This window comes from Pseudomonas sp. 10S4 (assembly GCF_034344865.1).
In the GTDB taxonomy this organism is placed as follows: Bacteria; Pseudomonadota; Gammaproteobacteria; order Pseudomonadales; family Pseudomonadaceae; genus Aquipseudomonas.
In genome coordinates this window covers 4305805-4318588 of sequence record NZ_CP133774.1, presented here as the reverse complement: position 1 = coordinate 4318588, position 12784 = coordinate 4305805, and the positions used below count along the sequence as shown (strand labels likewise).

The following is a 12784-nucleotide window of genomic DNA, read 5'->3' as shown; positions in this document are numbered from 1 at the left end:
CTCGTGTCTGCCGTGGGACGTTGCGAATACTGAGCGGTTATGTCTCACCGGCACCGGCTGACGGAATCAGCTTGAAGGGATCGGCCAAGCCGCCTTTAATGGTCATCAACAGAAAAATAAGATCCAACCCTCGGAGGTACCATGTCCTCTGGTTTTTCGAAGACTCATGTGGAACACGTGAGTCGCGTGTTGCGCACTGCCCAGAATGCCCCGACCCTGCCGGTGCCGAATGCCATCCTCGATTCCTGGCGCCGCTCGGCACAGCACTACAAGCTCGACCCGGGTTCGTTACAGGGCCCGAGGGTTCTGGAGGCACACCAGATCAATGAGCACCGCCAGCGTGTCGACGATTTCCTGCACCTGGCCGGTGATGAGATGTCGCGGCTGCATAGCCGCGTACGAGACGCCGACTACTGTGTGATGCTCACCGATACGCTGGGTTGCACCGTCGACTATCGGATCGAATCGACCCTGCGCGGCGAGTACCGCCGTTCCGGCATGGATGTCGGCACCTGCTGGTCGGAAAAGGAAGAAGGTACGACCGCTGTCAGCGCGGTGTTGATCGACAAACTGCCGGTCACCGTGCACAAGCATGATCATTTCCGCGCGGCGTTTATTGGCAATACCTGCTCGGCGGCGCCGATATTTTCACCCAACGGCGAGATCCTGGCGGTATTGGACGTCTCTTCAGTGCGCGCACCGGATGACCGACGCAGCCAGCATCTGATCCGGCAGATGGTTATCCAAAGTGCCATCGACCTTGAAAATGCCTACTTCATGTACAGCACCCAAGACCTGTGGGTGTTACGCGCCCATCCGCTGCCCGGCTACGTCGACAGCCAGCCTCAGTGCCTGTTCGCCTGGGACCGTGATGGCCGCATCGAAGCGCTCAACCCTGCCGCGCGACGCCTGCTGTTGCAGCGCTGTGGCCGGATCCCCACACATGTCGACGAAGCCTTCGCCTCAGCGCAACTGCCTGCCGCCGGGGATGACAACATCCACTACCTGCCGACGATGGGCCTGCATGTACGCCTCAAGGTGCCGCGCCGGCCCATCAGTGCGCCCGCGGCCAGCACACTGGCGTCAGCCGTCGACCCTAAGGTCGTCCAAGCGCTGGAACTGGCGGTGCGCGTCAAGGATCGCGGGCTGCCTGTGCTGATTCATGGTGAGACCGGCGCCGGCAAGGAGCACTTTGCTCTGCAACTGCACGCAGCCAGTAAACGCCGCGACAAGGCCTTCGTGGCGATCAACTGCGCGGCGATACCCGAGAGCTTGATTGAGAGCGAGCTGTTCGGCTATGCCGCCGGTGCCTTCACCGGCGCCTCCAGCAAAGGCATGCTCGGTCTGTTGCAGCAGGCGGACGGCGGCACCCTGTTCCTGGATGAAATCGGCGACATGCCGCTGTCCTTGCAAACGCGCCTGCTGCGGGTGTTAAGCGAGGGTGAGGTAGCGCCATTGGGCGCAGCGCGCGCACAGTCGATCGACATCCAGATCATCTGCGCCAGCCACCGCGATATCGCCACTCTGGTTGAAACCGGGCACTTCCGCGAGGACCTGTTCTTCCGCTTGAGCGGCGCGCGCTTCGATATCCCGCCGCTGCGCGAGCGTAAGGACAAGCTGGCGCTGATTACTAAACTGCTGGAAGAAGAATGCGCACGCTCGGGGGAACGCTTGGAGTTAAGCGAAGCGGCACTGGAAATGCTGCTGAATTACAGCTGGCCCGGCAATATGCGGCAATTGCACCACGTGCTGCGCTACGCCTGTGCTATATGCAAAAGCCAGGTGATTGGGGTGGATGATCTACCGGTGACACTGAGCGTGAGCGCACCTGCGAAAGGTTTGAACACTGTCTCTGGGAGTCCAGAACGCCAAGCTTTGATTGATACGCTGGTGCGCAATCGCTGGAAGCCGCTGTTGGCCGCGCAGGAGCTGGGGATTTCGCGTGCAACGCTGTATCGCAAGGTCAACCTGCACGGCATCAAGATGCCGGGCAAAGGCTCATACGACTGAGACTCGCCAGGCGCCGCGTACCGGCGCCTGGTTCATCCTTAAAGGGCTTGCTGAAGTGCTGGGATTGCTTCGAACAGGTCTGCCACCAGGCCATAATCGGCCACCTGGAAGATCGGCGCTTCTTCGTCCTTGTTGATCGCAACGATCACTTTGGAGTCTTTCATGCCGGCCAGGTGCTGGATCGCGCCGGAGATACCGACCGCGATGTACAGCTGTGGAGCAACGATCTTGCCGGTCTGACCGACCTGCATGTCGTTGGGTACGAAACCTGCGTCGACCGCAGCGCGGGAAGCGCCGACTGCCGCGCCCAGCTTGTCGGCCAGGGCGTACAGGTGTTTGAAGTTGTCGCCGTTCTGCATGCCGCGGCCGCCGGAAACGACGATTTTGGCAGCGGTCAGTTCCGGACGATCGGACTTGGCCAGTTCTTCGCCAACGAAGCTGGAAGTGCCAGCGTCGTGAGCAGCAGCAACCGCTTCAACCGAAGCCGAACCACCTTCAGCGGCAACCGGGTCGAAACCGGTGGCACGCACGGTGATCACTTTGACCGCAGCGTTCGATTGAACGGTAGCGATGGCGTTACCGGCATAGATCGGGCGCTTGAAGGTGTCAGCGCTTTCGACCGAGATGATCTCGGAGATCTGGTCAACGTCCAACTGCGCGGCAACGCGCGGGAGGATGTTTTTACCGTTGGAAGTCGCGGCAGCCAGGATGTGGCTGTAACCAGCGCCCAACTCTGCAACCAGAGGAGCGACGTTTTCCGGCAGTTGGTGAGCGTAGGCGGCATTGTCGGCCACCAGCACTTTAGCCACGCCTGCGATTTTCGCGGCGGCTTCAGCCACGGCGCCAACGTTCTGGCCAGCGACCAGGACGTGGATGTCGCCACCGATTTTCGCAGCGGCAGCCACGGTGTTCAGGGTGGCCGGGGCCACTACCTTGTTGTCGTGTTCTGCGATTACCAAGATAGTCATGATTAGATTACCTTCGCTTCGTTTTTCAGTTTCTCGACCAGTTCAGCCACCGACTTGACCTTGATACCCGCGCTGCGTGCAGCCGGCGCTTCGACTTTCACGGTCTTGTTGGTGGAGGCGGTGGAAACGCCCAAAGCGTCAGGAGTCAGCACTTCGAGAGGCTTCTTCTTGGCTTTCATGATGTTTGGCAGGGACGCGTAGCGCGGCTCGTTCAAACGCAGGTCGGTGGTGACGATGGCCGGCAGTTTCAGGGAAACGGTCTGCGCGCCGCCGTCGACTTCACGGGTCACGGCAACGCTGTCGCCGGACACTTCGACTTTGGACGCGAACGTGCCCTGACCGTAGCCGCTCAATGCAGCGAGCATCTGGCCAGTCTGATTGTTGTCGCTGTCGATGGCTTGTTTGCCGAGGATCACCAGCTGAGGCTGTTCCTTGTCGACAACAGCTTTCAACAGTTTGGCAACGGCCAGGGACGTCAGATCTTCAGCGGATTCGACGAGGATGGCGCGGTCGGCACCCAGAGCCAGCGCGGTGCGCAGTTGCTCTTGGGCGGTGGACGGGCCGATCGAGACGACGACGATTTCAGTCGCAACACCTTTCTCTTTCAGGCGTACGGCTTCTTCCACTGCGATTTCGCAGAACGGGTTCATCGACATCTTCACGTTGGCGAGGTCGACGCCTGAGTTGTCCGCTTTAACCCGGACCTTGACGTTGTAGTCGACCACCCGCTTGATGGCTACGAGGACTTTCATGGAAAACTCCATTGCAAAAAAAGAGCCCAGCTCGCGTTCGGCGCGCCGGGAAAGCGAATCAGCGCTCGCCCAACTGCTCAATCACGCCGCTGGCCTTCAGTTGCGACAGGCGCTCGTCATCCAACCCCAACTGACGCTTAAGCACTTCATCCGTATGCTCACCGAGCATCGGCGCCGGGCGCAGGTATTCCACCGGCGTACCCGACAGCTTGATCGGGCTGCCGACGGTCACGAAATCGGCCTTCAGCGGATGGGGTATCGTCACCAGCATATTGCGCGCCTTGACCTGAGGCTCATCCAGCGCCTGGGCGATGCTGTTGATCGCGCCTATTGGCACACCCCGAGGGTGAATACGGTCGATCCATGCCTGCGCGCGCCCCTCAAGGAAATGCCGAGACAAGATTTCGATAATCGCTTCGCGATTGGCCACCCGGTCGGCGTTACGCGTGAAGCGTGGATCTTCAGGCAGGTGTGCGAGGTCAATGGCCTCGCACAACGCGACGAATTGCGAGTCGTTGCCGCAGGCGATGATGAAGTCCTGGTCACTGGCGCGGAATACCTGATACGGCACGATATTGGCGTGAGCATTGCCATATCGCCCAGGCGGCTTGCCGGAGGCCAGGTAGTTCTGACTCTGGTTGCACAGGGTGGCAACCTGCACATCCAGCAACGCCATATCGATATGCTGACCGAGCCCGGTCTTTTCCCGGCTAAGCAGCGCCGCCTGGATCGCCACCGTGGAATACAACCCGGTCATCAGGTCGGAAAAAGCCACGCCGACCTTTTGCGGTCCGCCACCGGGCAAGTCATCGCGTTCCCCGGTGATGCTCATCAGCCCGCCGATGCCCTGCACGATAAAGTCGTAGCCCGGCTCCGCAGCGCGCGGCCCGGTCTGCCCGAAGCCGGTGACGGAGCAGTACACCAAGCGCGGGTTCATCTGCGCCAGCGAGGCGTAATCCAACCCATACTTGGCCAGGGAGCCAGCCTTGTAGTTTTCGATCAGCACATCGCAATCGGCCGCCAACGCACGCACCAGTTCCTGCCCTTCCGGGCTGGCCAGGTTCAGTGCCACCGATAACTTGCCGCGATTGGTCGACTGATAATAAGAGGCCTCGGAGGTCAACTCATCGCTCTGGCCCTTCATCCAGGGCGGGCCCCAGCCACGAGTGTCGTCACCCACGCCCGGCCGTTCGACCTTGATCACTTCGGCGCCCAGGTCGGCCAGTGTTTGCCCGCACCAGGGGCCGGCCAGCACACGGCTCAAGTCGAGCACGCGGTATCCAGTCAAAGCACCCATTTCATACCACCTTTGTTTGCGCGCACTCAGACGCGCTCGATAACCATCGCCAGCCCTTGGCCGACACCGATACATAGACTGACCACCGCGTAGCGTTTACCAGTTAGCTGCAAAGCCCGTGCGGTGCTCAGCGCCAATCGCGCGCCCGAAGCGCCGAGCGGATGCCCTACCGCAATGGCACCGCCATTGGGGTTCACGCGAGGATCGTCGAATGCAAGGCTGAGCCCTTTAAGACAGCCCAGCACCTGGCTGGCGAACGCCTCGTTGATTTCGATGATGTCCATATCCGCCAGGCTCAGTCCGGCTCGCGCCAAAGCCTTATGGATCGCCTCGACGGGCCCCACACCCATGATGCGAGGCGCCACACCAACGGCCGCTGCAGACAGGATTCGCACCATGGGTACCAGCCCATGGCGTTCGCCAGCGGCAGAAGAGCCAATCAGCAGTGCGGCGGCACCATCATTAACACCGGAAGCGTTGCCCGCTGTCACCACGCCGCCTTCGAGCAAAGGCTGCAAGCGAGTCAGGGCCGCGAGATCCGATTGCGGGCGCGGGTGTTCGTCCTGTTCGACTACGTTGGGCGGTGTCTTTCGGCCGGTGGGCACGCTCACCGCAAGTAGTTCGTCAGCGAAGAAGCCGGACTTGCGCGCTGCTTCGTAACGCGCCTGCGAGCCTGCGGCAAAAACGTCGGCCTGTGTTCGGTCAATACCGTACTCGTGGGCCACGTTATCTCCCGTCTGAGGCATGCTGTCATTGCCAAATTCGGAGACGATCTTCGGGTTGGGAAAGCGCGCGCCGATGGTGCTGTCGAACACCGTCAACTCACGGCTGTAGGCGGCTTCAGCCTTGGCCATGACAAACGGTGCGCGGGACATGCTTTCCACCCCGCCAGCGATGAACAGTTCTCCTTCCTTGCAGGTCACCGCGCGGGCTGCGTCGATCACGGCGGCCAGACCACTGGCACACAATCGATTGACCGTCTGCCCCGGCACCGTCACCGGCAAACCGGCGAGCAGCGCTGCGTGGCGGGCGATATTGCGACTGTCCTCTCCTGCCTGGTTGGTATTGCCGAGGATCACGTCCTCGATGGCGTCACCAGGGATGGCATATCGCGCAAGCAGTTCTCGAATCACATGAGCCGCAAGATCATCGGGTCGCACGGGTGCGAGTGCACCACCGTGACGACCGAAGGGAGTCCGCAACCCTGCGAAGATGTAGGCGTCGAGCATGGAAGTAATCCTTGGCGTTAAAAGGTCAGGTCAGTGTCGGTTCGGTGTGGCACAGCGACAGGCCGAGGGTCGCGCGTCGGCGCAGCCAAGGACCCGGCCGGTAACGCGGATCACCCGTCAATTCGGTCATGCGCTCCAGGATGGTCAGCAAGCGTTTGGTGCCGACACTGTCGCCCCAGGCCAACGGCCCCTGCGGATAACCCAGACCCCGGCGCACGCCCTCATCCAGGTCTTCTACGCTGGCGATCCGCTGTTGGACGATATCACCGGCCAGGTTGACGATCATTGCCAGCACGCGTTGTGCGACGAAGCCGACACTGTCATTGATCACGCTGACACCGACGCCGTCGCGAGCCAGCAATGCATGCGCGGCATTGCGCATGTCGACTCGGGTTGCCGGGGTCAGCATCAGCGTGCGGTAGCGAGCGCTGTCGAGCAGCGGGTCAATGCAGACCGTGCGCGTCGGGTCGGTGGCAAAGCGTTCTGCGGCGCTGGTGGCATCCAGGCCATAGGGCGCCAGCAAGCAGAGTGCTCCGCTGGACGGCGTGGCGCCCTGCTCTGCCTGCACGCCCAGTTGCTCCAGCAAAGCCGTCAGGCTGACACGATCTGCCTCGTTCTCCGTACCCAGCCACACCGGCGGTAGCGCCTCCACTACTGGCACTGCCTGCGCCTGGGGTGCATCAACCATTTGGCCGTTGGCATACCGGTAAAAGCCACGCCCGACCTTGCGACCGACGTACCCGGCCTCAAGCATCTGCCGAGTCAGCGCTGCCGGGCGATATCGAGGCTCCTGGTAAAACTGGTTGTAGATCGACTCGATCACCGGGTGCGAGACATCCAGGGCTGTAAGGTCGAACAGCTCCAGCGGCCCCATGCGAAAACCCAGGCCTTCGCGCAGGATGCGGTCGATTTCGGCGGGCTCAGTCACGCCTTCCTTGAGAATTTGCAAGGCTTCGGTGCTGTAGGCTCGCCCCGCATGGTTGATGATGAAACCTGGCGTGTCCTTGGCTCGAATACCACGATGGCCCATGCGCGCCGCCAACGCCTGCAAGCGATCACCCACCTGCGGATCACTGGCCAGGCCGTCGATGACCTCCACCACTTTCATCAGCGGCACCGGGTTGAAGAAATGGAATCCCGCGACACGTTCAGGACGCCGACATTCCCGGGCGATGCTGGTCACGGACAGTGACGAGGTATTGGTTGCCAAAATGCAATCGTCACCAACGACCGCTTCAAGCTGTGCGAGCAAAGCCTGCTTGGCATCGAGGCGCTCAATAATGGCTTCGACGACCAAGTCGACGTCCTTGAGCTCATTCAGCGCGGTTGCTACCTGCAGGCGATCGAGCGTGGCCTGTGCATCTGCTCCGAGGACCTTGCCCTTGCTCACCAGCTTGTCCAGTGTCTGTTCAAGGTTATCGCGAGCGGCCTGGGCGGCACCTTCGCGGTTATCAAACAGCAGGACCTGAATACCGGCTTGGGCTGCAATCTGGGCAATGCCGGTGCCCATGATGCCAGCCCCCACAACAGCCACATGGTTGATCTCGCGTGTCATGAATCACTCTCCCGAGAAGATGGCTTTGCGTTTTTCAAGGAAGGCAGTGGCGCCCTCTTTCTGGTCCCTGGAATCAAACAGCAACTGAAACGCCTTGCGCTCCAACGCCAAGGCGCTGTCCAGGGGCAAGTCGGCACCGAGCAACATCACTTCCTTGATCTGCGCGACAGCCAGCGGCGGTAACGCGGCTATTTCAGCCGCCAGCTCAAGGGCTCGCGGCACTGTGCGTTCGTCACTCACCACCTCGCTGACCATGCCCATGGCAAGCGCTTCGGGGGCCGCGACCAGACAGCCCGTCAGTGCGATACGCATCGCCTGGAATTTGCCGACGGCGCGAATCAGGCGTTGGGTGCCACCGGCTCCTGGCATCAGGCCAAGCTTGACCTCCGGCTGACCGAAGCGAGCCGATTGCCCTGCAACGATGATGTCGCAATGCATAGCCAATTCGCAGCCGCCCCCCAAAGCAAAACCATTCACCGCTGCAATCACAGGTTTAGGGCAACGAGCGATGGCCTCCCACAAGTACTCCGTGTGGCGGCGATACATCTCGATAGGGCTGGCCTCGGCGAACTCGCGGATGTCGGCACCGGCGACAAAGCACTGTTCACCACCGGTGAGGACGATCGCCCGCACCTGCTCATTGCCGGCCAGAGAGCGAAAGATTTCTGCCAACAGTTCGCGCACCGCGCTGTTGAGTGCGTTTTTGACCTCGGGCCGCTGGATCCGTACGACAGCGACGGCATCATCGCGGATTTGCAGATCCACTACAGCGTTAAGTTGGGAGTCCATACCTACCTCTTATTTTTGTTTCGCTATACGAAACTTAATACCGTAATTACGATCAATCATAGATACGCTTCTAAATTCCTGTAAACAGGCAAACCAATAAATCTGTTTTAGTCCTTTAATTACAGTGACTTAAACAATAAAAATAAATAGATTGGTTTTTGATTAAGCACAAAATACAATTTCGTCAGGCGAAACTGTATTTTATTTTCTTGCATTTCTCGAAAGCGAGGTTCTACCATGGGTCGCAACAAGGCAGATCACCAGGCCGTGGACAAGACGAAAGGAGCGGATGAAATCGGCTTACTGAAGATGGGCATGCTAGATCCCGCCAGCGCGCTGAGCGAAGACGAAAGCAGTGGTCAGTTCGTAACGGCGTTGGCACGCGGACTTGAGCTGATGAGGTGTTTCACCCCGCGCGACAACGTGCTCGGCAATCAGGACCTGGCGCGAATGACCGGGCTGCCCAAACCGACGGTGACGCGTCTGACCAATACGCTGATGCGGTTGGGCTGCCTCAAACGTGAAGTGCATTCAGGCAAGTATCAGCTGGACGTAGGTGTGTTGGGTTTCGGTTACGCCATGTTGTCGAATCTGGCGATTCGCACGGTGGCTCATCCCTTGATGGAGGAATTGGCCAATCACGCTCAGGCGGCCGTCGCTATGGCCGCCCGCGATCGACTTCAGATGGTGTACCTGGATGTGGTTCAGGGTCAGGGCAACATGACCATGCGCCGGCAGATCGGCAGCTACTTGCCGCTGGCACAGAGTTCGGTAGGTCGGGCGTGCCTTGCTGCGATGCCGGAAACCGAGCGGGAGTTTCTGCTCGATCACATTCGCCAGCGCGAATCGGAGCAATGGCCAGCCATCCGCAAGGGACTGGACAAAGCGTTCAGGGATTTCGCCGACTACGGCTTCTGCCTGTCGATCGGTGAGTGGCATCGCGACGTCAACTCCGTTGCAGTTCCATTGCTGCACCCGCAGTACGGGTTACTGACCTTCAACTGCGGTGGACCGAGCTTTCAGCTACCCCGTGAACAGCTCGTGGACGATATCGGGCCTCGCCTGATCAACATGGTCAATAACATTGGCGCCGCTGCTCGCTGACGCAACGGAGTAACGGCGCCCAAAAAACCGGCTCGCTTGCGAGCCTCAGGAGCGCACATGATCCGTGATACCGAAACCCTGCAGATACTGTTGGATTCCCTTCGTCAGTTCGTCAGCGAAGTGCTGATTCCCCGTGAAAACGAAGTGGCCGACACCGACGCGATCCCCCAAGACATCGTCGAACAGATGCGGGAAATGGGCTTGTTTGGCCTGACGCTCCCGGAAGAGTTTGGTGGCTTGGGCATCACGATGGAGGAAGAGGTGAACATTGCCTTCGAGTTGGGCCGCACTTCACCGGCGTTTCGCTCCTACATCGGTACCAACAACGGGATCGGCTCCATCGGTATCCTCCTGGACGGTACTGACGAGCAGAAGCATCACTACCTGCCAAAACTGGCCAGTGGCGAGCTGCTCAGTTCTTTCTGCCTGACTGAGCCAGACGCTGGCTCAGACGCCGCCTCGCTCAAAACCCACGCCGTGCGCGACGGCGACAGCTACATTCTCAATGGCACCAAGCGCTTCATCACCAATGCCCCGCACGCCGGGATCTATACGGTGATGGCGCGAACCAATCCCGAGATCAAAGGCGCCGCCGGCATCAGTGCGTTTATTGTCGAGCGCGGCACACCCGGTGTTTCACTGGGCAAACCCGACCACAAAATGGGCCACAAGGGTGCTCACACCTGCGACGTCATATTCGAGAATGCGCGGGTCCCGGCCAGTCAACTGATCGGCGGTGTCGAAGGTGTAGGCTTCAAGACCGCGATGAAAGTACTCGACAAGGGTCGCCTGCATATTGCGGCTTTGAGTGTCGGCGCCGCTGAGCGGATGCTCGACGATGCCTTGCGCTACGCAATGGAGCGCAAACAGTTCGGCAAACCGATCGCTGAGTTTCAACTGATCCAGGCCATGCTCGCCGACAGCAAGGCTGAAATCTATGCGAGTCGCTGCATGGTGCTGGATGCCGCACGCAAGCGTGACGACGGACGTAGCGTCAGCACTGAAGCTTCCTGCGCCAAGATGTTCTCCACTGAAATGTGCGGACGGGTCGCCGACCGCTGCGTGCAGGTTCATGGTGGTGCCGGTTATGTGAGCGAATACGCCATCGAGCGCTTCTATCGGGATGTTCGCCTGTTCCGCATTTACGAAGGCACTACCCAGATCCAGCAGATAGTCATCGCCCGAAACATGATCCGCGACGCTCAAAGCTGAGGCCACGGGCTTTCAATTTCCGGTTCAAGTGCCCTCCCCAATAAATACAAAAAAGGTAACACCATGGACGCTACAGCTCAGGCGAGTGTGACTACGCACGCCAAAACCAGTACCTGGGTGCTGGTTTTCATCTTCTGCTTTCTTGGATTATTGATCGACGGTGCCGATCTGATGCTGCTTTCCTACAGCCTCAGCAGCCTGAAGGCCGAGTTCGGCCTGAGCAACGTAGAAGCCGGCAGTCTGGGTAGCTTCACCCTGGCCGGGATGGCCATTGGTGGTATCTACGGTGGCTGGGCCTGTGATCGTTTCGGTCGGGTGAAAACCGTTGTCTGGAGTATCGTACTGTTTTCCGTCGGCACCGCTGTGCTAGGCATGACGCATAGCTATTGGCAGTTCGCGATCACCCGATTCGTGGCATCACTCGGGATAGGCGCACTGTACGTGGCTTGCAATACGTTGATGTCCGAATACGTACCCACCCGCTACCGAACTACGGTACTCGGCACACTGCAAGCAGGCTGGTCAGTGGGATACATCGTGGCGACGCTGCTGGCCGGCTGGATATTACCGAGCCATGGCTGGCGTTGGCTTTTCTACATTGCCATCATCCCGGTGATCCTCGCGGTGCTCATGCGACGCTTCGTGCCAGAACCGCAAGCATGGATCAACGCTCAAGCCGAGCGCGCCAGGAAAAAATTCGCGGGCATTCAGAATCCATCCTCTGAAAAGCGCGAGAGCATGTACAAGCTGATCTTCAGTGATCCGCAAGCTAGCCGGATGTTTATCTTCTGGGCTCTGACTGCCGGCTTTCTACAGTTCGGTTACTACGGTGTGAACAATTGGATGCCAACGTACCTGGAAAGCGAGTTAGGCATGAATCTCAAATCCATGACCGGCTACATGGTCGGCACCTACACCGCCATGATCCTCGGAAAAATTCTTGCTGGTCTGGCGGCTGATCGTATCGGGCGTCGTACCGTTTTCGCCCTTGGCGCCTTGGGGACCGCGGTATTCCTGCCAGTGATCGTGCTGTTCCAAAGCCAGGAAAACATACTCTGGATGCTGGTGGTGTTCGGCTTTTTGTACGGCATCCCTTACGGTGTAAACGCCACGTACATGACCGAAAGCTTCGAGGCTAAATTTCGCGGATCCGCCGTAGGCGGTGCTTACAATATCGGGCGTCTGGGTGCAGCGGTTGCTCCGGCTGCTATCGGGTTCCTTGCCTCTCACGGCTCGATCGGTGTGGGTTTTCTGGTCATGGGCGCGGCCTACTTCATCTGTGGCGTGATTCCAGTACTGTTTATCAGGGACAAACAATTCGATCCGCAAAAGCAATAGAACCGGTAACTCAACAATTCAGTAGCAGTCTGTCGGAGCTCCTTATCCGACTGACCGCTGCTATTGAACATGCTCAAGAGACGTCAACTTTTTGTTCAAATCTGTTTGAACCGTCATTGTTAATGCCAACTCCGAATTGACCAACGTGCCGATGAAAGAGTAACCCACCTTAAAATTGGCTCTAATCTAGAACAGGCAATAGTTCACGAGCAATCAGGCTGGGTCAGTGAAATCTCGGCAACTAGGTCAATCCGGCGTTGGCACCAACAAATAATTGGGGCACAAACCAAATACGACCGTAGGCATCGGGGCGTGAGAAATGGCTCTTTGCTGGTTCACTGCGCAGCGGCAGAGGGGCAGCAGCGATCACGAGCCTGATCCAGTCTGCGCTGCTGAATGGACATGATCCTTATGCCTATGTGCCTGCCGACGCAACGGGCGAGTTATATCGCGGAGCTGCTGCCACATAAGCGGCAACCGGCTTAGTTTCGCAAGGCCTGATGCCCGGGTGCATACTAAAGTTTTACGCA

At 59.2% G+C, this 12784-nt stretch carries 10 protein-coding genes and 1 pseudogene; 5 read left to right on the top strand and 6 right to left on the bottom strand.

The window, feature by feature from the left end:
- The first annotated feature begins 141 nt into the window (after window positions 1–141).
- On the top strand, window positions 142–2010 hold the full coding sequence (locus RHM58_RS20250) for a sigma-54-dependent Fis family transcriptional regulator (protein WP_322267974.1): 1869 nt from the start codon (window positions 142–144) through the stop codon (window positions 2008–2010).
- 38 nt (window positions 2011–2048) lie between these two features.
- On the opposite strand, the gene RHM58_RS20245 is transcribed toward RHM58_RS20250, so the two are convergent.
- From RHM58_RS20245 to RHM58_RS20220, 6 genes are read right to left on the bottom strand one after another with little or no spacing between them, the layout of a single operon-like run.
- Entirely contained in the window at window positions 2049–2978 is a 930-nt protein-coding gene (locus RHM58_RS20245) for an electron transfer flavoprotein subunit alpha/FixB family protein (protein WP_322267973.1), read from the bottom strand.
- A gap of 2 nt (window positions 2979–2980) precedes the next feature.
- Entirely contained in the window at window positions 2981–3730 is a 750-nt protein-coding gene (locus tag RHM58_RS20240) for an electron transfer flavoprotein subunit beta/FixA family protein (RefSeq protein WP_322267972.1), read from the bottom strand.
- Between the two features lie 58 nt (window positions 3731–3788).
- Complete coding sequence (locus tag RHM58_RS20235) at window positions 3789–5027, bottom strand: CaiB/BaiF CoA transferase family protein (RefSeq protein WP_322267971.1); 1239 nt, start codon at window positions 5025–5027, stop codon at window positions 3789–3791.
- Between the two features lie 26 nt (window positions 5028–5053).
- Entirely contained in the window at window positions 5054–6256 is a 1203-nt protein-coding gene (locus RHM58_RS20230; RefSeq protein WP_322267970.1) for a 3-oxoadipyl-CoA thiolase, read from the bottom strand.
- A gap of 25 nt (window positions 6257–6281) precedes the next feature.
- Window positions 6282–7811 (bottom strand): 3-hydroxyacyl-CoA dehydrogenase, encoded by a 1530-nt coding sequence (locus RHM58_RS20225; RefSeq protein WP_322267969.1) that lies wholly within the window; start codon window positions 7809–7811, stop codon window positions 6282–6284.
- A 3-nt stretch (window positions 7812–7814) separates the two neighbouring features.
- Window positions 7815–8600 (bottom strand): enoyl-CoA hydratase, encoded by a 786-nt coding sequence (locus RHM58_RS20220; RefSeq protein WP_322267968.1) that lies wholly within the window; start codon window positions 8598–8600, stop codon window positions 7815–7817.
- Between the two features lie 237 nt (window positions 8601–8837).
- Between RHM58_RS20220 and RHM58_RS20215 the strand changes: the two genes are divergently transcribed.
- From RHM58_RS20215 to RHM58_RS20200, 4 genes and pseudogenes are all read left to right on the top strand, one after another.
- Complete coding sequence (locus RHM58_RS20215; protein WP_322267967.1) at window positions 8838–9704, top strand: IclR family transcriptional regulator; 867 nt, start codon at window positions 8838–8840, stop codon at window positions 9702–9704.
- Between the two features lie 57 nt (window positions 9705–9761).
- Window positions 9762–10916 (top strand): acyl-CoA dehydrogenase family protein, encoded by a 1155-nt coding sequence (locus tag RHM58_RS20210; protein WP_322267965.1) that lies wholly within the window; start codon window positions 9762–9764, stop codon window positions 10914–10916.
- Between the two features lie 63 nt (window positions 10917–10979).
- The gene (locus RHM58_RS20205) at window positions 10980–12254 is read left to right on the top strand and encodes an MFS transporter (RefSeq protein WP_322267964.1); all 1275 of its coding nucleotides are present in this window, start codon (window positions 10980–10982) and stop codon (window positions 12252–12254) included.
- 269 nt (window positions 12255–12523) lie between these two features.
- Window positions 12524–12740: pseudogene (locus RHM58_RS20200) on the top strand (IS66 family transposase); the annotation flags it as partial.
- Window positions 12741–12784: the final 44 nt, after the last annotated feature.

Bases quoted from the DNA above. Each gene is read 5' to 3' on its own strand.
- RHM58_RS20230 (WP_322267970.1), bottom strand. From the start codon at position 6,256: ATGCTCGACGCCTACATCTTCGCAGGGTTGCGGACTCCCTTCGGTCGT.
- RHM58_RS20245 (WP_322267973.1), bottom strand. From the start codon at position 2,978: ATGACTATCTTGGTAATCGCAGAACACGACAACAAGGTAGTGGCCCCG.
- RHM58_RS20205 (WP_322267964.1), top strand. From the start codon at position 10,980: ATGGACGCTACAGCTCAGGCGAGTGTGACTACGCACGCCAAAACCAGT.
- RHM58_RS20220 (WP_322267968.1), bottom strand. From the start codon at position 8,600: ATGGACTCCCAACTTAACGCTGTAGTGGATCTGCAAATCCGCGATGAT.
- RHM58_RS20250 (WP_322267974.1), top strand. From the start codon at position 142: ATGTCCTCTGGTTTTTCGAAGACTCATGTGGAACACGTGAGTCGCGTG.
- RHM58_RS20215 (WP_322267967.1), top strand. From the start codon at position 8,838: ATGGGTCGCAACAAGGCAGATCACCAGGCCGTGGACAAGACGAAAGGA.
- RHM58_RS20240 (WP_322267972.1), bottom strand. From the start codon at position 3,730: ATGAAAGTCCTCGTAGCCATCAAGCGGGTGGTCGACTACAACGTCAAG.
- RHM58_RS20235 (WP_322267971.1), bottom strand. From the start codon at position 5,027: ATGGGTGCTTTGACTGGATACCGCGTGCTCGACTTGAGCCGTGTGCTG.
- RHM58_RS20225 (WP_322267969.1), bottom strand. From the start codon at position 7,811: ATGACACGCGAGATCAACCATGTGGCTGTTGTGGGGGCTGGCATCATG.
- RHM58_RS20210 (WP_322267965.1), top strand. From the start codon at position 9,762: ATGATCCGTGATACCGAAACCCTGCAGATACTGTTGGATTCCCTTCGT.